This window comes from Pseudomonas sp. MWU349 (assembly GCF_017947325.1).
GTDB lineage: Bacteria > Pseudomonadota > Gammaproteobacteria > Pseudomonadales > Pseudomonadaceae > Aquipseudomonas > Aquipseudomonas protegens.
Map to the genome: position 1 here is coordinate 355112 of NZ_JAFEVP010000007.1, position 19060 is coordinate 374171.

A 19060-nucleotide genomic window follows, 5' to 3' on the forward strand; every position below is an offset into this window, starting at 1 on the left:
CGCGGCCCGTGATCACGGGCCGCGTGTTTCCTTTCCTAGAAGCTGTACTCAAGTTGAGTGGCGATGCTGGTCTGCATGCGCCGGTCGACGATCGGGCTGTCGCCGGCTTCCTTGCTCAGGTACTTCATCGACAGCAGGGTCGAGACCTTGGTCTGCTCATTGAGGGGCAGGGTCCAGGCCAGGTCGGCGCCGCTGCTGACCCGCCCACCCTTGGCCCGGTAGGCGCCGAAGCGGCTGTGGGCCGCCTGGGTGTCGCTCACCCCGTACCAGGTCTGCATGTAGTCGGCGTTGCCGAACAGGCTGTTGAGGCTGGCATCCAGGCTGCCGAGGCGGCCCTGGTAGAGGTTGCTGCTAATGCTCAGTTCCAGTGCGCTGTAGGCCGAGCCGGTGTCGCGGTTGTTGTTCTTCTTCACCGCGTGGGTCAGGGTGGCGCCCAGTTCGAACGGCCCCAGGTCGTAGCCCAGGTGTGCGCCGAACTGCGCCCGGGACTTTATTTCGCCCATGCCCTTGAGGCGCTTGGAGCCCTGGCCCAGGTGGTTCTTGTCGCGCCGTGATTCGCTCGGGCCGACCCAGGTACTGAACGACAGGTCGCCCCATTCGTTGCCCCAGCCCAGGCCCTGGTCGGTATTGAGGAACACGCCCCAGGGGCTTTTGATCTCGCCGCCGAGAATCGGCGCCAGGGCACGCTGGCCACCCCGGCGTGCACGCCGTACTTCCAGTCTTCGGCATGCAGCGTGCCGCAGACCGTGCTCAGCCCCAGGGTGCCGGCCCACAAGGCGGCGGTGGTGGAGTGTTTCAGGGTTTTCATGAAGGGTCAGAACCTCAGGTGGTTGGCGTTATAGGTGCGTTTGAATGAGTAGCCCAGGACGTTCACGCCGTTGACCTGGCGGCGCACGGTGTCGCCCAGGCCCGGGCCGTTGCCGGCGATCACCGCGTGGGCGTTGTCCACCGGGGCGAGGATGTAGTCGGTGAGGGGACGGCCTTGCTGCAGGCTGCGGATCATCAGGAAACCGTCCTCCAGGGCGATGTCCATGCCGTTGATGGGGGCTTCGTCGGGATCGGCGCTCAGAGCCTGGTAGGTGCCGACCGTGGCCAGCCAGTTGTCCGTCAGGGGCACCGGCTCGATCCGTTCCCCCACCGCCAGCAACTGGCCGTGGTTCTTGGCGGTGAATACCTGATGGCCCTGGACCTGCATCACGTCCAGTTGCAGTTGCCCCAGTGGGCCCAGGTCCTGGGGCCAGAGCCCGAAGCGCTTCTTGCGCACTCGCAGCCAGCCCTGTTCGTCCCGCAGCAGTTCGTAGCGCTCGCCGGCCAGCTCGGCGTACAGGCGCTGGTGCTGGTCGCGGATCCGCAGCACGCCCCAGCGGGTGGCATAGAAGCCCGCCAGGTGCCGGCGATCCGCCGCTTGCGGAACCCGACGTTGCTGGGCCTGGGGGGCTGCGGCCGGTTGTGGTGGCGGTGGCGGGGCGCCGTGGGCCTGCAGCAGCATGCGCAGTACCTGGGGCACCAGGGGCTGGGCCAGGGCCTCGCCGCTGTCGGAATTGCTCATCACGATCACCGCCAGTTGCGGCTCGGCCAGCACGCTGATCCGGGCATGAAAACCCTCACCGAAACCGCTTTGCTGCCAGGTGCGCATATCTGGCCGGACCCATTCCTCGCCGCAGGGCGACAGGAACCAGCCAAGGCCTACCTGGCAGTCGAAATCCAGCGGATTGCCGGCGTTCTGCGTGCGCACCATTTCGTCGATGGATGCGGCCGAGAGCAGTTGGCGGTCCTGGTACCGGCCCTGGGCGAACAGCATGCGTACGTAGCGGCTCAGGTCCCGGGGGCTGCTCCACAGGCCCTGGGAGGACAGGTCGCGGACCATGGCATCGCTGCTGGCACCGTCTTCATAGCCTCTTGCCCGGTAAGGCTGGGCGCGGCTGTCCCCGACAAAACTCGACTGGCTCATGCCCAGCGGGCGCAGCAGGCTCCTTTGCAACTGCTGTTCGAAATCCACGCCGCTGCTGCGCTCCACCGCCGCCCCGAGCAGGGCATAGCCGAGGTTGGAGTAGGCGGTCTGGGTTCCCGGAGCGTTGCTCAGCCACAGCCCGCTGAGCTTTCTCGGCAGTTCGTCGAGGGCGTTGGGGGCGCGTGCGTCGCGCAGGTATTCGCTGGGAATGCCGCCCTGGTGGCTGAGCAGGCGGCGCAGAGTCACGGCCCGGTCGGCGGCGTTCTGGTCCTCGTGGAAGCGCGAGCGGACGTAGAACTCCCTGAGGGTGTCCTGCAGCGGTGCGTCCAGTTGCAGGCGCCCTTGCTCCACCAGTTGCATCACCGCCGTGGCAGTCAGCAACTGCGACAGGGCGCCGGCGCGAAACGCGGTGTTTTCGGTCACTTGCAGGCCGCGGGCCTGGTCGGCGAAACCAAATCCCCGGGCCCAGATCAGTTGCTGGCCGTCCACCAGGGCGATGGACAGCCCAGGCACTTGATGGTCGGCCATCTGTTGCGGGATGTACTGCTTCAGGTAGCCGATGATGCTGGCGTAGTCGCCGGTCGCGATGGGCGGCGGCGCCGGAGGCTGGCCGTTGCAGCCGAGGTTGCTCAAGAGCAGGCCCACCAGCGGCAGGCCGAGAAGTTTGCGGGACATGCAGCACCCGAGGGCCAATTGGATCAGCGGATGCTAGGGAAGGGGGGCGTGGCAGTCTTTGACAGCTTTGTCGGGAAACTGTCAAAGAGTGTTAAGCCTCGGTTGCGCTCAGGCCTCCAGCCCCAGGCGCTGGTGCCATTGGGCAATCGATTCTTCGGGGTATTCGGCGAACTGCAGGTCGTGCGCCCCGGCATCGACTTCGACCCAGGGCGCCCTGGAGTCGAGCATCAGGTGGGTGTGTTGCGGCGGCACTGGCAACGGGGTGTCGATGGCCGAGGCAAAAGGGTGGATCAGCTCCGGCCATTGCGGGCTGAACAGCCAAAGCCCGGAGCCGCAGCGGCCGCAGAAGTGCCGTTCGGCGCTGCTGCTGTGGGCCCGGGCGGCACCGGCGGACTTGAGCCGGGCATGGTAGATGACGATGTGCTTGCGCCCACGTACCTTGAGGCTGGCCGCATCGCCCCCCAGGTTGATGGCGTAGCCGCCACCGCCCTGGGTCTTGCGGCAGATCGAGCAGTAGCAGCGTTGGTAAGGATAGGGATGGCGGCTGGACAGGCTGAAGTGCACGGCGCCGCAATGGCAGGAGCCCTGGAGTTGCATGGGGTACCTCCACGAATCAACGGGTGGACTGCACAGGCTAGCCGCTGTGCGAACAGCTGTCGTGGCGTGGTGATGGGCCAGCGTGCCGAAGTGCCGGTCGGGCCCGTTCTGCGGGCAGTGCGGCCGCGCCTCGGTCCGAGGCGCGGCGCCAGCCAGGTTACAGCGCCAGGCTGTGGATCACCTGGGTGGCGTCATCGGGGTCGATGGCGCTGCGCATGCCCAGCTGTTTTGCCAGGCGGCGCATGCTGTAGTTGGCGGCGGAATCCACCGAGTACATCTGCTGGAAACCGTTGTTGCGGGCTTCGTCGATCAGGTGCTGCATCAGCAGCGCGCCAAGGCCCTTGCCTTGCCACTCATCGGCGATGGTCACGGCGAACTCGCAATGCGAGGGCTGCTCGTCGACCTGGGCGTAGCGGCTGATCCCCACTTCCCGCAGTTCGCCGTTGTCGTGGACCAGGGCCACATAAGCCACCCGCTGCGGCGTGCCCACATCCATCAGTTGATTGAGCAACTGCTCGCCCACTTCCTTGATCTCACCGAGAAAGCGCTGGTGCCGGGTGGCCGGGGAGAGGTTTTCGATAAAGGCCTTTTCCCGCTCCCGGTCCTGGGGCCGCAGCGGGCGGATCAGCACATGGCTGCCGTCGTTCAGGGCGTCGATCCAGTATTGGCCTTGCTGCGCCGGGAACGGCGGGTGGGCGAGGGTATCGAGAGCGGTGCTGGGCATGGTCAAGTCTCCGCGGAGCCAAAGGGCGGGCTGCACAAACAGCCCTGATTGGCTTCAGGTTTACTCCGCTGGCGAGGCGGGCACTTGATCGGCATCAATGTCTTCGCTTGCGCTGCCGGCCAGGGCGATCACCGGTCACGAGGCTTGCGGGCTCCGGGGATCGGGCATCAGCGTCGCGATCAGCGCCCGCACGCTGCCGGGCAGGGCCTCCAGTTCGCGGACGATGATGCTGCGTTCGCGCACGGCCCAGCTTTCATCCAGCTTCACCGTCACCAACTGCATGGTGCGGCTGTGCCGCAAGGCCGCGGACTCGGGAATGATGCCGATGCCGACCCCGGCTTCCACCATGCGGCAGATCGCTTCGAAGCTCGACACCTGGATGCGCAGCGACAGTTGCTTGCCCAGGCGTTCCACATGCTCGCGCAGGAAGGTCAAGAGGGTGCTGCCTTCATGCAGGCCGATGTGCTGGTAGGCCAGGGTCTGTTCCAGGGTCACCGAAGCCTGCCCCGACAGCGGGTGGCCCACGGGCACCATCAGCACCAGGTGGTCGGTGCTGAAGTGCAGCACCTGCAGGCCGCTGGCTTCCACCGGGCCGGCGATGATGCCCATGTCGCTGGTGCCGTCCAGCACACCGCGAACGATGTCACGGGACAGGCGCTCCTGCAGGTCCACCGTGACTCCCGGGCGTACCGAGAGAAATTTCGCCAGCACTTCCGGCAAGAATTCGGTGACCGCCGTGGTGTTGGCGAAGATGCGGATGTGCCCGGAGGAATCGCCGCCGTACCGGGTGAATTCGCTTTTCAGGTAATCCACCTGGCGCATGATCAGCCGCGCGTGCTGCAGCAGCCGCTCGCCGGCGGGGGTGACTTCCACGCCACGGCTGTCGCGGTACAGCAGGCGGGTTTCGAGCTGGCCTTCCAGGGCCTTGATCCGCGCGCTGGCGGCCGCTGGCGAGAGAAAGGCGCGGCGCGCGCCCTGGGTCAGGCTGGGGGATTCGGCAATATGGATAAACAGGCGCAGGTCCGCGAGATCGAAATGCATGTCCGGGCTCCTGAAGGCAGGGGTAGGGGCGAATGGCGTTCAGCATAAACGAACGCCGGTTTATAGAAATGCAAATTCTCCATACGCGCCAGCCCCTTGCATGATGGCCGCCATCACCTTCGTGCCACAGGACCCAGCCCCCATGAGTGCCACCGACCCCAGCGCCTGGATCGGCCGCAGCCAGCGGATCGACGACCACCTCAGCCATAACCTGCTGGCCCGCATCGCCGCCACGTTCGGCCAGCCCGCCCCGGCCCCGGGCGAGGCCCTGCCGCCGTTGTGGCACTGGTGTTTCTTCCAGCAGCCGCAGCCGGCCTCGGCCCTGGGCGGCGACGGCCATCCGGCGCGGGGCGGTTTCCTGCCGCCGGCGGCCAACCGCAACCGCATGTGGGCCGGTGGCCGCCTGGCGTTTCACCGGCCGCTGCGGGCCGGCGCCGAGGCCAGTTGCACCAGCACCATCCTCCAGGTCGAGGAAAAGGCCGGGCGCACCGGCAAGCTGCTGTTCGTCACCCTGTGCCACGAATACGTTCAGGACGGCCAACTGGCGCTGCGCGAAGAACAGGACATCGTCTACCGCGAACCGACCCCGCCGAAAATCAGCAGTGGCGAGCTGCTGCCCGAAGGCGACTGGCGCGAGCCGGTGGAGCCCACGCCGACCCTGCTGTTTCGCTACAGCGCGGTGACCTTCAACGGCCATCGCATCCACTACGACTATCCCTACGTCACCGCCACCGAGGGCTACCCGGGGCTGGTGGTGCACGGCCCGCTGATCGCCACCCTGAGCCTGGGGGCCTTCTGCCGGGCCCACCCCGAGGCGCGCCTGCGCCATTTCGCCTACCGCGGCCTGCGGCCCTTGATTGCCCCGCAGCCTTTCGAGGTCGGCGGGCGCATCAGCGCCCCTGGCCACGCCGAACTGTGGGCCGGCGACGGCTCCGGGCTGGCCCAGCGCGGCGAAGTGCAGTTCGACTGAATTCCAACAATAAGCAAAGGCGGAGTGCCGATTGATGACCCCCCATGACACTGAAGAACTCAATGCCATCCGTGAAGGCGTGCGTGCCCTGTGCGCCGAATTCGACGCCGCCTACTGGCGCGGCATCGATGAGCGCAAGGGCTTCCCGGAAGCCTTCGTCAAGGCCCTGACCGAGGCCGGCTGGCTGGCAGCGATGATCCCTGCCGAGTACGGCGGCTCCGGCCTGGGGCTGGCAGAAGCCTCGGTGATCCTCGAAGAGGTGAACCGCTGCGGCGGCAACTCCGGCACCGTGCACGGGCAGATGTACAACATGTTCACCCTGCTGCGCCACGGCAGCCCGGCGCAGAAGCACTACTACCTGCCCAAGCTCGCCAGCGGCGAACTGCGCCTGCAATCGATGGGCGTCACCGAGCCCACCACCGGCACCGACACCACCAAGATCAAGACCACTGCCATCCGCCGCGGCGACAAGTACGTGATCAACGGGCAGAAGGTATGGATCTCGCGCATCCAGCATTCCGACCTGATGATCCTGCTGGCCCGCACCACGCCACTGGCCGAGGTGCGCAAGAAGTCCGAAGGCATGTCGATCTTCCTGGTGGACCTGCGCCAGGCCATCGGCAACGGCCTGACCGTGCAGCCCATTGCCAACATGGTCAACCACGAGACCAACGAGCTGTTCTTCGACAACCTGGAGCTGCCCGCCGACAGCCTGATTGGCGAGGAGGGCAAGGGCTTCAAGTACATCCTCGACGGCCTCAATGCCGAGCGCACGCTGATTGCCGCCGAATGCATCGGCGATGGCCGCTGGTTCATCGACAAGGCCAGCGCCTATGCCCGCGACCGGGTGGTGTTCGGCCGGCCCATCGGCCAGAACCAGGGCGTGCAGTTCCCGATTGCCGAGGCCCATATCGAGATCGAGGCCGCCGACCTGATGCGCTGGCGCGCCTGCGAGGAATACGACAGCGGGGGCAACGCCGGGGCCAGCGCCAACATGGCCAAGTACCTGGCGGCCAAGGCTTCCTGGGAAGCGGCCAACGCCTGCCTGCAGACCCACGGCGGCTTCGGCTTTGCCTGCGAGTACGACGTCGAGCGCAAATTCCGCGAGACCCGGCTGTACCAGGTGGCGCCGATCTCCACCAACCTGATCCTGTCCTATGTCGCCGAGCATTTGCTGGAGCTGCCCCGCAGCTTCTAAGGAGCCCCCATGAGCCATACCCACGATCTGGCCGGGTTCCTCGCCGGCCTGCGCTACGCCGACCTGCCGGAAAGCGTCCTGCTGCGCACCCAAGAGCTGTTCCTCGACTGGCTGGGCTCGGCCCTGGCCGCCCAGGGCGCGCACCCGATCCCGTTGTTCGAGGCCTATGCCCGGCACATGGGCCCGGCCAGTGGCCCGGCGCGCATCCTGGTCAATGGGGCCGGCAGCTCGGCGTATTTCGCCGCCCTGGTCAACGCCGCCTCCTCGCACCTGGTGGAGCAGGACGACCTGCACAACAGCTCCGTGCTGCACCCGGCCACTGTGGTGTTCCCGGCGGCGCTGGCGGCGGCCCAGGACCTGGGCAAGTCCGGCCGCGAGCTGCTGCTGGCGGCGGTGGCCGGTTATGAGGCAGGGATCCGCATCGGCGAATTCATGGGCCGTTCCCACTACCGGATCTTCCACACCACGGCCACCGTCGGCACCCTGGCCGCCGCGGTGGCGGTGGGTAAGCTGATGGAATTCGACAGCGAGCAGTTCATCAACCTGCTGGGCAGCGCCGGGACCCAGGCCGCCGGGCTCTGGGAATTCTTGCGCGACGCCGCCGACTCCAAGCAATTGCACACCGCCAAGGCCGCCGCCGATGGTCTGCTGGCCGCCTACCTGACCCGGGACGGCCTGAGCGGCGCGCGCAATATCCTCGAAGGCGAGCAAGGCATGGCCGCCGGCATGTCCCGGGATGCCGAACCGGCACTGCTCAGTGCCCGCCTGGGCAGCCGCTGGGCGCTGCTGGAAACCTCGTTCAAGTTCCACGCCTCCTGCCGCCACACCCATCCCGCCGCCGATGCCTTGCTTGAGGTGATGCAGCGCGAAGGCCTGGAACACGGGCAGATTGCCCGGGTGCTGACCCGGGTGCACCAGGGCGCCATCGACGTGCTGGGCCGGGTCCAGGTGCCGCAGACCGTGCACCAGGCCAAGTTCTCCATGGGCACCGTGCTTGGCCTGATCGCCGTGCACGGCAAGGCCGGCTTGCCGGAGTTCCAGCGCCATGGGCTGAACGACCCCCGGGTCGCGGCGTTTCGCGACAAGGTCGGCATGCAGCTGGACCCGCAAGTCGATGCGGCCTATCCCGCGCGCTGGCTGGGCCGGGTCGAGGTGCAGTGCGTGGATGGCCGCACCCTGCACGGCGCCATCAATGAGCCCAAGGGTGACCCGGGCAATGGCCTGTCCCGGGCCGAGCTGGAAGACAAGTTCCAGCGCCTGCTGCAGTTCTCTGGCGCCCGCACCCCGGAGCAGGGCGATGCCTTGATCCGCCGGGTCTGGGCCCTGCGGGACGCTGCCGACCTCAACTCACTGCTCTGAATGCCCGACATCGAACAGGGCGAGGACCGAACATGACTGACAACACAGCACAGCCACGGCCCCTGGACGGCATCACCGTGGTCAGCCTGGAACACGCCATTGCCGCGCCGTTCTGCACCCGCCAGCTGGCGGACCTGGGCGCCCGGGTGATCAAGGTCGAGCGCCCCGGCAGCGGCGATTTCGCCCGGGGCTACGACCAGCGGGTCAAGGGCCTGGCCTCGCATTTCGTGTGGACCAACCGCTCCAAGGAAAGCCTGAGCCTGGACCTCAAACAGCCCGAAGCCGAGGGCCTGCTGGACAGCCTGCTGGCCGGGGCCGACGTGCTGGTGCAGAACCTGGCACCGGGGGCGGCGGCGCGCATGGGGCTGTCGTTCGAGGCGCTGCATCAGCGCTTTCCACGGCTGATCGTCTGCGATATTTCCGGCTATGGCGAAGGCGGCCCCTATGAGCGGAAAAAGGCCTACGACCTGCTGATCCAGAGCGAAGGCGGCTTTGTATCGGTGACCGGCGGCCCCGAACCGGAGCAGATGGCCAAGGCCGGTTGCTCGATCGCCGACATCGCCGCCGGCATGTACGCCTACAGCGGCATTCTTTCGGCCCTGCTGCTGCGTGGGCGCACCGGCCTGGGCAGCCGCATCGACATCAGCATGCTGGAAAGCCTGGTGGAGTGGATGGGCTACCCCCTGTACTACGCCTTCGAAGGCGCCGAACCGCCACCCCGGGCCGGCGCGGCCCATTCCACCATCTACCCCTACGGGCCGTTTCCCGCCGGTGACGGCGGCACGGTGATGCTCGGCCTGCAGAACGAACGGGAATGGGCGGCCTTCTGCGACAAGGTGCTGGAGCTGCCCGAACTGGCCACGGACGAGCGCTTTGGCGCCAACTTCAAGCGTTCGGCCAACCGCGAGGTGCTGCGCCAGATCATCGTCGAGCGCTTTGCCCGGCTCAGCGTCGCCCAGGTGATCGAACGGCTGGAGCAGGCGCAGATCGCCAACGCCCGGGTCAACGACATGCAGGGCGTGTGGCAGCACCCGCAACTGGCGGCCCGGGATGCCTGGCGCCAGGTGGACAGCCCGGCGGGCCGCCTGCCGGCGCTGTTGCCCCCGGCGCGCAACAGCGCCTATGCGCCGCGCATGGACGCAATCCCGGCGCTGGGCCAGCACAGCGCAGCGATACTCGCCGAGCTGGGCCTGAGCCCGCAAGGCATCGAGCAACTGCAGGCCCGCGGCGTCATCTGAACCCCAACCTCCCCGTAGGAGCTGGCTTGCCAGCGAAGGGGGCCCTGAGATCGCCTTCGCCGGCAAGCCGGTTCCCGCAGAGGGCAGGGCAACACCAGGCTCTTACCGTAGGGGCCGGGCAGCAAGCCTGGCCGCCATTGGTCTTCCAATAACAAGGATCCGAACATGTCCAACCCCATTGTCCGCTCCGCGCTGTTCGTCCCCGGCAGCCGCCCCGAGCGTTTCGCCAAGGCCCTGGCCTGTGGCGCCGATGCGGTGATCGTCGATTTCGAGGACGCCGTCGAGGAACCCCTCAAGGTGCAGGCGCGAGAGCACCTGGGGCGCTTCCTGCTGGCGCAGCCCCAGGTGCGGGCCTGGGTACGAATCAACGCACCCGAGCACCCCCAGCACCTGGCCGACCTGGCGTTCTGCCAGGCCCATGCCGGTGTGGTGGGCATTCTCCTGCCGAAAGTCGAGAGCGCAGCCCAGGTGGCGCGGGTGGCCGCCAGCGGCCGCCTGGTCTGGCCGATCATCGAAAGTGCCCGGGGCTTGCTGGCCCTGGGCGAGATCGCCAGCGCCCCTGGGGTCCAGCGCCTGTCGTTCGGCGGCCTGGACCTGGCCCTGGACCTCAACCTCAGCAGCGGCTCGGCGGCGGCCCAGTTCGCCCTGGACCAGGCGCGGCTGGCGCTGATCCTGCACTCCCGGGCGGCGGGGCTGCAGGCGCCGCTGGACGGGGTGTTTCCCGGCATCGCCGACAGCCAGGGCCTGGCCGCCTCGGTCCGCCACGCCTACGCCATGGGCTTTGCCGGTGCGCTGTGCATCCACCCGGCCCAGGTGCCGGTGATCCACCAGGCCCTGGCGCCCAGCGCCGAGGAATTGGCCTGGGCCCAACGGGTGGTGGAAGGCGGGCGCGAGGGTGCCGGGGCCTACCAGGTGGATGGGCAGATGGTCGATGCCCCGGTGCTGCTGCGGGCCCAGCGCTTGCTGGCGATGGCCTGAGCCTGCGCCCGGGCCGCGGCGCAGGTAGAATGGCGCGGTCTTTTTATCGAGGTGGCACCATGCACAGCTCAGCCCCATACACCTGCGGTAGCGTCCGATGAGCAGCCTGGAGCGGGCCATCGCGCTGGCCGCCCAGGCCCATGCCGGGCAAGTCGACAAGGGCGGCGCGCCCTACATCCTGCACCCCTTGCGCGTGATGCTGCGCCTGACACACCCCGAGGCGCGGATTGTCGCGGTGCTGCACGATGTCCTGGAAGACTGCCCCATCACCCCGGAGCAGTTGCGGGGCGAGGGCTTCAGCGAAGAGGTACTGGCGGCGCTGCTGGCGCTGACCAAGGTTGCCGGTGAGGACTACCCGACGTTCATCCGCCGGGCAGGCGCGAACCCCCTGGCGCGGCAGGTGAAGCTGGCGGATCTGGCGGAAAACAGCGACCTGTCGCGCATCCCCGAACCGGGTGCCGAAGACCTGCGGCGCCTGGAGAAGTACCGCCAGGCCACGGACTACCTGAACTCATTGGCGCGCGACTGAGTTCGTGATACCTGCGCCCAGCAGCGGCTCAGGCCTGGTCGTCGTCGCTCAGCTCGCCGGCAAACCCCCAATCGCTGCCGTCGATTTCCTGGATCACGATGTGGGTATGCTCGGGCTTCTTGCCCAGTACCCGCACCAGGGATTCGGTGAACTCCTTGACCAGTTGGGCCTTCTGCTGGCGCGTGGCGCCCTTGGTGATCTGCAGGTTGATATAGGGCATGGATCGACACTCCAGGTGATGGCGCATGGACGGGCGGCAGGGCAGCCTACGACAGCCGCTGCCCTCCTGCCAGCCAGGGGCCTTGGTGCGTCAGTTGCTGTAGCTGGACAGCGCCACTTCGGCGGTGCGTGCCGGTGGCTTGCGCCCACGGGTGCGCCAGTGCTCGATCAGCGCCCGGCCATGGGCCAGGCCGGCCTGCAGCGCGGCTTCAGTGCTGGCGTAGTCGTTGCCGTAGGGCGGGCAGGCGAAGTGCACGGAAAAGCACGGGTGCTGGCCGTGGCCGGTGAGGCGGCCGACGTAGCTGTAGCTGGAACCGGACTGATGGGGATCAAGGCTGGGAGAGCTCGGTTCACGAATGATCATCACGTAGATGTCGTGGTCGAATTGGGTGTCTTGATACCAACTGCTTGAAGAATCCATGGTCCACCTCCTTGTCCGTGAGCCTTCGCCGTGGCCGGCGTCGGCATTGTGTTCTGTGCGGGTCTAGCGGTTTGCGGGTGACGCCTGGGGGGCGTCGTGCAGCCCGGCGGGGTGGCGGAACACTCCCTCGGGCAGCCGTTTTTCCAGGGCCCGTGCGGCCCTCAGTACCAGGGCGTCGCGGCCGAAGCGGGCGACGATCTGCAGGCCGATGGGCAGGCCCGCCTCGCTCAGGGCGCAAGGCAGGCTCAACGCTGGCTGGCGGCTGAAATTGAACGGGAAGGTGGTGGGCTGCCACATGGCGCTGATCTGTTCCGGCCAGTCCGGCGGCAGCAGGCGTTCCACGGCGAAGGGTTCGACGACCGCGGTAGGGGTCAGCAGCAGGTCGTATTCACCCAGGAAAGCGTGAAGCTTGTGCGCCACCTGATGGCGCTCCTCCACCGCGCAGGCGTAGTCCAGGGCATTGAGCTGGCGCGCGCGGACCTGGGCCTGCTGGAGAAAGTCCCCCACCAGATGGCGGTCCTCGGCAGGTATTTCCTGGGCCACGGCGCAGGCCACTTCCACCGGCCAGGCCCGCAGGTAGTTCGGCGCCGGGTTGCCGATGTCCGGCGAGGCCAGGACCAGGGTGGCGCCGGCTTCCTGCAACAGCCTGGCAGCGTCCAGGCAGGCTGCGGCGATCTGCGGGTCGACATGGGCGGCGTAGCCCAGGTCGGCGCTGAAGGCGATGCGCAGGCCGGCGACGCCGTCCTCGATGGAACTGAGAAAATCCCGGGGCCCATGGGGCCAGGCAAAGGGCTCGCCGGGCTCGTGCACGGCCATGAGCTCCATCAACAGGGCAATGTCGCGCACGTAGCGGGCAATCGGGCCTTCGGCGGCCATGCCGCCAGGGTCGATGCTCGGGCAGGCGGACACCAGGCCATGGCTGGGCTTGAACCCGACCACGCCGCAAAAACTCGACGGGGTGCGGATCGAACCGGCGGCATCGTTGCCTGTCGCGGCCGGGGCATAACCGGCTGCGACCCCCGCCGTACTGCCGCCACTGCTGCCACCGGCATGCAGGGCCAGGTTCCACGGGTTGCGGGTGATGCCGGTCAACGGGCTGTCGGTCAGGGGCGTGCTGCCCAGTTCCGGCAGGGTGGTCTTGGCGATGAAGATCGCCCCGGCTTCACGCAGGCGCGCCACCAGGCTGGAGTCCCGGGTCATGGCCGGGCGGTTGGCCAGGGCCCGGGAACCACTGCGGGTCTGCCAGCCCTGTACGTCGTTGTTGTCCTTGACCAGGATCGGAATGCCGTCCAGCCGGCCCATGGGTTGCCCGGCGGCCCAGCGCGCGGTGGACGCCTGGGCAGCGCGCAGCGCAGCCGGGTCCTGGCGTTCGCAGAGGGCGTTGAGCTGTGGCTCGTGGCGCTCGATCTGCGCCAGCACGGCCCGCAGCACGTCCACCGGGGTGAACTGCAAGGTGGCGAACCCCTGCAGCAGCGCCTCGATCGACAGGTGCGGCAGGGCCGCTTGGCTGGAAGTGGGCAACGGCATATTCGGCTCTTTGTTCAAGCACGCCGGGCGCGGGCTGCGCCACGGTGTGGAAAGGCGGCATGGACGCCGTTGGCGGCGTCCTGGCGGGCCTTCGCAGTGAATGACTCAGCGGCCACTGGTGACCTTGACCCAGGTGCGGGTCCGGGTGCGCTCGGCCTTGGCCGGCAGCGGGGCCAGGGGGTAGAGGCGGGTCATGGTCTCGGCGCTGGGGAACAGGTCCGGGTTGTCCAGCAGTGACTGCTGGATGAATGGCTTGGAATCGGTCACCCCGTTGGGGTAGCCGACGTAGTTGCTGATGGAGGCGATGACCTTGGGTTCCATCAGGTAATTGAGGAAGGCGTGGGCGGTGTCCGCGTGCTTGGCGCCGGCGGGAATGGCCACGGTGTCGATCCACACCAGGGTGCCTTCCTTGGGAATGCGCATTTCGATGTGCACGCCGTTCTTGGCTTCGTTGGCGCGGTTGGCCGCCTGCAGGAAACCGCCGGAGTAGCCCACGGCCACGCAGATGTTGCCGTTGGCGATATCGCCCATCCACTTGGCGCTATGGAAGTAGCGCACGTAGGGACGCAGCTTGAGCAGCAGGGCCTCGGCCTTGCGGTAGTCCTCGGGGTTCTGGCTGTTGGGGTCCAGGCCCAGGTAGTGCAGGGCCAGGGGCAGCATTTCGGTGGGCGAGTCGAGGAAGGTCACGCCGCACTGGCTGAGCTTCTTCAGGTTCTCTTCCTTGAACACCAGGTCCCAGCTGTTGACCGGCGCGTCGCTGCCCAGCAGTTCCTGGACCTTGTCGCGGTTGTAGCCGATCAGGTTGGTGCCCCACATGTAGGGGATCACGTAGCGGTTGCCCGGGTCGCTCTGCTCCAGCAGCTTCATCACGGCCGGGTCGAGGTTCTTCCAGTTCGGCAACTGCCCGCGGTCCAGGGGCTGGAAGGCGCCGGCGCTGATCTGCTTGCTGACGAAACCGCTGGAGGGCACCACCACGTCATAGCCGCTGTTGCCGGTCAGCAGCTTGGCTTCGAGCACTTCGTTGCTCTCGAAGATGTCGTACTTGACCTTGATCCCGCTCTGGGCCTGGAAATCCTTGATGGTGTTGGGAGCGATGTACTCCGACCAGTTGAAGATGTTCACCGTGCGCTCGGGGGCGGCCTGGGCGGTGACAGAGGCGGCCAGGGCCAGGGCACCGAGGGTGCAGGCCGTGGTGAGGCGGGAAAGGGCGGTGTGCAACGATTTCATATGACAACTCCATGTCCGAAATGAGCGGAACCATCCGAGGCGGACATTTTTCGTCGGATAGGTCGCAGAGAGAATGCTTGCAACGGTCAATAGGGGATATTTAGCGTCAATCTTCGGCGCAGTCCGAGAGCGGCCCGAGCTGGCCGGCCAGCTGGCGGAAGCGCCCGGGAGCGACGCCGCTCCAGCGTTGGAAGGCGTGGCGGAAACTTGCGGTTTCCTTGAAGCCCAGGGCTTCGGCAATGCGGTAGATGGGCAGGCTGTGCTGGCCCAGCAACTGCTGGGCGCGGGCGTAGCGCAACTCGTCCAGCAACTGCTGATAGCTGGTGTCCTGGGCTCGCAGGCGCCGGCGCAGGGTGCTGGGGGAGCAGTGCACCTGGCGCGCCAGGCTGTCGAAATCCGGCACCGCGTGCAGTTGTTCATTGAGGATGCGCCGCACCTGGTCGATCCAGGTCGGCCGCGCGCTGAGCTCCTCGTTGAGGCGGATGCAGCGTTGCAGCATGTCGTTCTGGGTCACCAGGTCCGCCAGGGGCAGGCGCCGGTCCAGCCACTCCAGGTCGAAGCCGATGGCATTGCGCCCGGCATTGAACTGCACCGGGCAATTGAAGGCCTGCTCGTAGCTGTCCATATAGGGCTGGGGGCCATGCATCAGTTGCACCTGGCGCAGGGGCAGGGCACAGCCCAGCAGGTCCTGGCAGGTGACCCGGTAGGACGACATGCAGAAATCGGTGTTGAACACCTCAAGTTCGCTTTCGCTGTACTGGTCGGCGGTGAGCCAGGCCAGGCCGTCGCGGACCTCAAGGTCCAGGCGGAAGAAGGTGCCCAGCAGCAAGGGGTAGCGCAGCGCCAGGGACCAGCCTTCGCGCAGGGTGGCGCTGGTCAGCAGGGTCAGGCCGAACATGCCGTAGGCGGAAATGTGCAGGTTGCGCCCCAGCACCAGTCCCAGGTCCTGGCGAAACTGCACCGCGTTGCTGAACACGCGCATTTCCTGGCTGATATTGATCAGGCTGTTGGGCAGCTCCAGGTCCGCCAGTTGGATGCCGCTGCCCTCCAGCAGCACCTGGGCGGGTACGTCGCTGTCACGGAAGGCGTCCAGCACCGCTTGGGTGGTATGCAGGGTGGTCAAGCGAAGAGCGGTCATCGACGATCTCAGAGTGATATCGGGAGGCGTGACTTTAGGGGTTACGCGCCCGCGGTTCAATTGCCCCTTGCAGGCGCTGGCAGGGGCGGCGCAGGGCTCAAGGGCCCTTTCGCCGGCAAGCCGGCTCCTACGGGGCGGCAGGTGGCGCCGAATGGGGAGGGGCGTTCGGCGGGGGTGAACGCGGGTATCAAAAATTCGAAATTCTCTATACGCCATGCCTTAGGCACTCTTCCCTCAATCACAACAATAAAAAGGTGATGTCCATGTTCAAGCTCTCAAGAGCGCTGTTCTGTGCCGCCGCATTGCTCGCTGCCGGGGTGGCCCAGGCCGCCGAATCCACCGGCAACCCGATCATCATCAAGTTTGCCCACGTGGTGGCCGAGAACACCCCCAAGGGCCAGGGCGCGTTGCTGTTCAAGAAGCTCGCCGAGGAGCGCCTGCCGGGGCGGGTCAAGGTCGAGGTCTACCCCAACTCCTCGCTGTTCGGCGATGGCAAGGAAATGGAGGCGCTGCTGCTGGGGGATGTGCAGATGCTGGCGCCGTCGCTGGCCAAATTCGAGCAGTACACGAAAAAGATCCAGATCTACGACCTGCCGTTCCTGTTCGACGACCTGGCGGCGGTGGACCGCTTCCAGGCCGCCGAGGGCAAGCAGCTGCTGACCTCGATGCAGGGCAAGGGCATTCTCGGCCTGGCCTACTGGCACAACGGCCTGAAGCAGTTGTCGGCCAACAAGCCCCTGCACGAACCCAAGGACGCCCGTGGCCTGAAGTTCCGCGTGCAGGCCTCCAGCGTGCTCGAAGAGCAGTTCAAGGCGATGCGCGCCAACCCGCGCAAGATGAGTTTCGCCGAGGTCTACCAGGGCCTGCAGACCGGCACCGTCAACGGCACCGAGAACACCTGGTCGAACTATGAAAGCCAGAAGGTCAACGAGGTGCAGAAGTATTTCACCGAGTCCAACCACGGCCTGATCGACTACATGGTGATCACCAACGCGAGCTTCTGGAACGGCCTGCCGGCGGACGTGCGCGGCGAGCTGGAAGCCATCATGGCCGAGGTCTCGGTGGAGGTGAACAAACAGGCCGAGGCCCTGAACCAGAGCGCCAAGCAGAAGATCGTCGAGGCCAAGACCAGCGAAATCATCGAACTGACCCCCCAGCAGCGCCAGGCCTGGCGCGACACCATGCGCCCGGTGTGGAACAAGTTCGAGGACGAGATCGGCGCCGACCTGATCAAGGCCGCCGACGCCGCCAACCAGCGTCACTGATTGCCTTCTGGCCGTCCCGCTGCGGACGGCCCCGCCGTTTTGCGAGGTATCTCTATGCAGTCCCTGAGACGTATCTGGGAGCACCTGGAGGAGGGCCTGATTGCCCTGCTGCTGGCGACCATGACCCTGGTGACCTTCGTCTACGTGATGCTCAACAACACCTACACCCTGTTCTTCACCCTGGCCGACAAATGGGCCGCCAGCAGCGCCTTCTTCAACGCTCTGGGCGACACCACCATGGGCCTGGCCCAGGACATGACCTGGAGCGTGGCCCTGACCAAGGCGATGTTCGGCTGGCTGATCTTCTTCGGCATCTCCTATGGCGTGCGCACCGCCGGGCACCTGGGGGTGGACGCCCTGGTGCGCCTGACCCCGCGCCCGGTACAGCGCTACCTGGCGCTGCTGGCCTGCCTGTGCTGCCTGGTGTACGCCGGGCTGTTCATGGTGGCCAGCTTCAAGTGGCTGAGCGCGATCATGGCCGCCCATATCGGCGCCGAAGACCTGGACCGCTTCGGCATCCGGGTCAGCCATATCGTGGTGATCGTGCCCATCGGCTTCGCCCTGGTGCTGATCCGCTACCTGGAAATCTTCTACCGCATCTTCACCCGACGGCAGTTCGGCCTGGGCCTGGCCGACGAGGCGGGCGAGGCCAGCAAGCTGGCGGGCAGCCATGAGGAGCGTCACTGATGGCCGTGCTCTGTCTGTTTCTGCTGCTGTTCGTGTTCATGTTCCTCGGCGTGCCCATCGCCATTGCCCTGGGGCTGTCGGGGGCGGTGTCGATCCTGATGTTCAGCCAGGACTCCCTGAGCTCCCTGGCGATCAAGCTGTTCGAGACCTCCGACGCCTACACCTTCCTGGCGATTCCGTTCTTCCTCTTGTCAGGGGCCTTCATGACCACCGGCGGCGTGGCCCAGCGCCTGATCGACTTCGCCAATGCCTGCGTCGGCCACATCCGTGGCGGCCTGGCAATTGCGGCGGTGCTGGCCTGCATGCTGTTCGCGGCGCTGTCCGGTTCCTCGCCGGCCACGGTGGCGGCGGTGGGCTCGATTGCCGTGGCGGGCATGGTGCGCTCCGGCTATCCCAAGGAATTCGGCGCCGGGATCATCTGCAACGCCGGGACCCTGGGCATCCTGATTCCGCCGTCGATCGTCATGGTGGTGTACTCGGCGGCCACCGAGACTTCGGTGGGCAAGCTGTTCATGGCCGGCGTGGTGCCCGGCTTGCTGCTGGGCCTGCTGCTGATGGTGGCGATCTACATTGTGGCGCGGGTGAAAAAACTGCCGGCCCAGCCACGGGCGACCTTTGGCCAGTGGCTGAGTGCTGCGCGCCGGGCGTTCTGGGGCCTGCTGTTGCTGGTGATCATCCTTGGCGGCATCTACAGCGGCATGTTCACGCCCACTGAGGCGGCGGCGGTGGCGGCGGTGTACTCGGCTTTCGTCGCCCTGTTCGTGTACCGCGACATGAAGCTGCGCGACTGCCCCAAGGTGCTGCTGGAGTCGGGCCGGCTGTCGATCATGCTGATGTTCATCATCGCCAACGCCATGCTCTTCGCCCATGTGCTGACCACCGAACAGATCCCCCAGGAAATCACCGCCTGGGTGATTTCCGAAGGCCTGACGCCGATCGGTTTCCTGCTGATGGTCAACGTGGTGCTGCTGGTGGCGGGCAGCTTCATGGAGCCCTCGGCGATCGTGCTGATCCTGGCGCCGATCTTCTTTCCGATTGCCATGAAGCTGGGGATCGACCCGATTCACCTGGGCATCGTCATGGTGGTCAACATGGAGATTGGCCTGGTGCACCCGCCGGTGGGCCTGAACCTGTTCGTGACCTCGGCGGTGACCGGCCTGACCCTGGGCCAGACCATCCGCGCGGCGATGCCGTGGCTGATGATCCTGCTGCTGTTCCTGATCCTGGTGACCTACGTGCCGCTGATCTCCCTGGCCTTGCCCAACTGGCTGGGCATGTAGCGCCCCCATCGCAGGCAAGCCAGCTCCTACAGGCGC

General features: G+C 66.8%; 19 protein-coding genes. 9 read left to right on the forward strand and 10 right to left on the reverse strand.

Annotated features, from left to right (window positions below):
* Positions 1–35: 35 nt before the first annotated feature.
* From KCG88_RS27300 to KCG88_RS27320, 5 genes are all read right to left on the reverse strand, one after another.
* Positions 36–638 carry a MipA/OmpV family protein gene (locus KCG88_RS27300; RefSeq protein ID WP_348984540.1) on the reverse strand — a complete coding sequence of 201 codons (603 nt, stop codon included), beginning with the start codon at positions 636–638 and terminating at the stop codon, positions 36–38.
* Positions 639–814: 176 nt separating this feature from the next.
* Positions 815–2626 carry a serine hydrolase domain-containing protein gene (locus KCG88_RS27305; RefSeq protein WP_047336561.1) on the reverse strand — a complete coding sequence of 604 codons (1812 nt, stop codon included), beginning with the start codon at positions 2624–2626 and terminating at the stop codon, positions 815–817.
* Between the two features lie 108 nt (positions 2627–2734).
* Positions 2735–3223, reverse strand: a complete 489-nt coding sequence (locus tag KCG88_RS27310) for a GFA family protein (protein ID WP_047336562.1) — start codon at positions 3221–3223, stop codon at positions 2735–2737.
* A gap of 157 nt (positions 3224–3380) precedes the next feature.
* On the reverse strand, positions 3381–3947 hold the full coding sequence (locus KCG88_RS27315; RefSeq protein WP_011060939.1) for a GNAT family N-acetyltransferase: 567 nt from the start codon (positions 3945–3947) through the stop codon (positions 3381–3383).
* A gap of 135 nt (positions 3948–4082) precedes the next feature.
* Positions 4083–4988, reverse strand: coding sequence for a LysR family transcriptional regulator (locus KCG88_RS27320; RefSeq protein ID WP_047286210.1), 906 nt, complete (start codon positions 4986–4988; stop codon positions 4083–4085).
* Between the two features lie 142 nt (positions 4989–5130).
* Between KCG88_RS27320 and KCG88_RS27325 the strand changes: the two genes are divergently transcribed.
* The 6 genes from KCG88_RS27325 to KCG88_RS27350 all read left to right on the forward strand — a co-directional run bounded on the left by KCG88_RS27325 (position 5131) and on the right by KCG88_RS27350 (position 11260).
* Positions 5131–5958, forward strand: a complete 828-nt coding sequence (locus tag KCG88_RS27325) for a MaoC family dehydratase N-terminal domain-containing protein (RefSeq protein ID WP_210713540.1) — start codon at positions 5131–5133, stop codon at positions 5956–5958.
* Between the two features lie 34 nt (positions 5959–5992).
* Complete coding sequence (locus tag KCG88_RS27330; protein ID WP_210713541.1) at positions 5993–7156, forward strand: acyl-CoA dehydrogenase family protein; 1164 nt, start codon at positions 5993–5995, stop codon at positions 7154–7156.
* 9 nt (positions 7157–7165) lie between these two features.
* Positions 7166–8515 carry an MmgE/PrpD family protein gene (locus KCG88_RS27335; RefSeq protein ID WP_210713542.1) on the forward strand — a complete coding sequence of 450 codons (1350 nt, stop codon included), beginning with the start codon at positions 7166–7168 and terminating at the stop codon, positions 8513–8515.
* A 32-nt stretch (positions 8516–8547) separates the two neighbouring features.
* A complete protein-coding gene (locus tag KCG88_RS27340; RefSeq protein ID WP_210713543.1) occupies positions 8548–9753 on the forward strand; it encodes a CaiB/BaiF CoA-transferase family protein in 1206 nt (401 codons plus the stop codon).
* Positions 9754–9918: 165 nt separating this feature from the next.
* The gene (locus KCG88_RS27345) at positions 9919–10731 is read left to right on the forward strand and encodes a CoA ester lyase (protein WP_011060947.1); all 813 of its coding nucleotides are present in this window, start codon (positions 9919–9921) and stop codon (positions 10729–10731) included.
* Between the two features lie 97 nt (positions 10732–10828).
* Positions 10829–11260 (forward strand): HD domain-containing protein, encoded by a 432-nt coding sequence (locus KCG88_RS27350; protein ID WP_047286214.1) that lies wholly within the window; start codon positions 10829–10831, stop codon positions 11258–11260.
* A gap of 28 nt (positions 11261–11288) precedes the next feature.
* Here KCG88_RS27350 and KCG88_RS27355 read toward each other — a convergent pair whose 3' ends face one another.
* The 5 genes from KCG88_RS27355 to KCG88_RS27375 all read right to left on the reverse strand — a co-directional run bounded on the left by KCG88_RS27355 (position 11289) and on the right by KCG88_RS27375 (position 15792).
* Positions 11289–11480 carry a 4-oxalocrotonate tautomerase family protein gene (locus KCG88_RS27355; protein ID WP_011060949.1) on the reverse strand — a complete coding sequence of 64 codons (192 nt, stop codon included), beginning with the start codon at positions 11478–11480 and terminating at the stop codon, positions 11289–11291.
* Positions 11481–11570: 90 nt separating this feature from the next.
* A complete protein-coding gene (locus KCG88_RS27360) occupies positions 11571–11900 on the reverse strand; it encodes a hypothetical protein (protein ID WP_011060950.1) in 330 nt (109 codons plus the stop codon).
* A 63-nt stretch (positions 11901–11963) separates the two neighbouring features.
* Complete coding sequence (locus KCG88_RS27365; RefSeq protein ID WP_047286215.1) at positions 11964–13427, reverse strand: amidase family protein; 1464 nt, start codon at positions 13425–13427, stop codon at positions 11964–11966.
* 105 nt (positions 13428–13532) lie between these two features.
* Entirely contained in the window at positions 13533–14654 is a 1122-nt protein-coding gene (locus KCG88_RS27370; RefSeq protein WP_047286216.1) for a polyamine ABC transporter substrate-binding protein, read from the reverse strand.
* A 106-nt stretch (positions 14655–14760) separates the two neighbouring features.
* A complete protein-coding gene (locus KCG88_RS27375) occupies positions 14761–15792 on the reverse strand; it encodes an AraC family transcriptional regulator (RefSeq protein ID WP_047286217.1) in 1032 nt (343 codons plus the stop codon).
* 263 nt (positions 15793–16055) lie between these two features.
* Between KCG88_RS27375 and KCG88_RS27380 the strand changes: the two genes are divergently transcribed.
* The 3 genes from KCG88_RS27380 to dctM are packed head-to-tail and all read left to right on the forward strand — an operon-like array spanning position 16056 to position 19024.
* Positions 16056–17057 (forward strand): TRAP transporter substrate-binding protein, encoded by a 1002-nt coding sequence (locus KCG88_RS27380; protein ID WP_047286273.1) that lies wholly within the window; start codon positions 16056–16058, stop codon positions 17055–17057.
* 54 nt (positions 17058–17111) lie between these two features.
* Complete coding sequence (locus KCG88_RS27385; protein ID WP_047286218.1) at positions 17112–17744, forward strand: TRAP transporter small permease; 633 nt, start codon at positions 17112–17114, stop codon at positions 17742–17744.
* Positions 17744–19024, forward strand: a complete 1281-nt coding sequence (gene dctM, locus KCG88_RS27390; RefSeq protein WP_011060956.1) for a C4-dicarboxylate TRAP transporter large permease protein DctM — start codon at positions 17744–17746, stop codon at positions 19022–19024. The genes KCG88_RS27385 and dctM overlap by 1 nt, the downstream gene beginning before the upstream one ends.
* Positions 19025–19060 lie beyond the last annotated feature (36 nt).

Excerpts from the sequence above, each read along its gene's own strand:
- KCG88_RS27305 (WP_047336561.1), bottom strand. The coding sequence starts at position 2,626 with ATGTCCCGCAAACTTCTCGGCCTGCCGCTGGTGGGCCTGCTCTTGAGC.
- KCG88_RS27310 (WP_047336562.1), bottom strand. The coding sequence starts at position 3,223 with ATGCAACTCCAGGGCTCCTGCCATTGCGGCGCCGTGCACTTCAGCCTG.
- KCG88_RS27315 (WP_011060939.1), bottom strand. The coding sequence starts at position 3,947 with ATGCCCAGCACCGCTCTCGATACCCTCGCCCACCCGCCGTTCCCGGCG.
- KCG88_RS27320 (WP_047286210.1), bottom strand. The coding sequence starts at position 4,988 with ATGCATTTCGATCTCGCGGACCTGCGCCTGTTTATCCATATTGCCGAA.
- KCG88_RS27325 (WP_210713540.1), top strand. The coding sequence starts at position 5,131 with ATGAGTGCCACCGACCCCAGCGCCTGGATCGGCCGCAGCCAGCGGATC.
- KCG88_RS27330 (WP_210713541.1), top strand. The coding sequence starts at position 5,993 with ATGACCCCCCATGACACTGAAGAACTCAATGCCATCCGTGAAGGCGTG.
- KCG88_RS27335 (WP_210713542.1), top strand. The coding sequence starts at position 7,166 with ATGAGCCATACCCACGATCTGGCCGGGTTCCTCGCCGGCCTGCGCTAC.
- KCG88_RS27340 (WP_210713543.1), top strand. The coding sequence starts at position 8,548 with ATGACTGACAACACAGCACAGCCACGGCCCCTGGACGGCATCACCGTG.
- KCG88_RS27345 (WP_011060947.1), top strand. The coding sequence starts at position 9,919 with ATGTCCAACCCCATTGTCCGCTCCGCGCTGTTCGTCCCCGGCAGCCGC.
- KCG88_RS27350 (WP_047286214.1), top strand. The coding sequence starts at position 10,829 with ATGAGCAGCCTGGAGCGGGCCATCGCGCTGGCCGCCCAGGCCCATGCC.
- KCG88_RS27355 (WP_011060949.1), bottom strand. The coding sequence starts at position 11,480 with ATGCCCTATATCAACCTGCAGATCACCAAGGGCGCCACGCGCCAGCAG.
- KCG88_RS27360 (WP_011060950.1), bottom strand. The coding sequence starts at position 11,900 with ATGGATTCTTCAAGCAGTTGGTATCAAGACACCCAATTCGACCACGAC.
- KCG88_RS27365 (WP_047286215.1), bottom strand. The coding sequence starts at position 13,427 with ATGCCGTTGCCCACTTCCAGCCAAGCGGCCCTGCCGCACCTGTCGATC.
- KCG88_RS27370 (WP_047286216.1), bottom strand. The coding sequence starts at position 14,654 with ATGAAATCGTTGCACACCGCCCTTTCCCGCCTCACCACGGCCTGCACC.
- KCG88_RS27375 (WP_047286217.1), bottom strand. The coding sequence starts at position 15,792 with ATGACCGCTCTTCGCTTGACCACCCTGCATACCACCCAAGCGGTGCTG.
- KCG88_RS27380 (WP_047286273.1), top strand. The coding sequence starts at position 16,056 with ATGTTCAAGCTCTCAAGAGCGCTGTTCTGTGCCGCCGCATTGCTCGCT.
- KCG88_RS27385 (WP_047286218.1), top strand. The coding sequence starts at position 17,112 with ATGCAGTCCCTGAGACGTATCTGGGAGCACCTGGAGGAGGGCCTGATT.
- dctM (WP_011060956.1), top strand. The coding sequence starts at position 17,744 with ATGGCCGTGCTCTGTCTGTTTCTGCTGCTGTTCGTGTTCATGTTCCTC.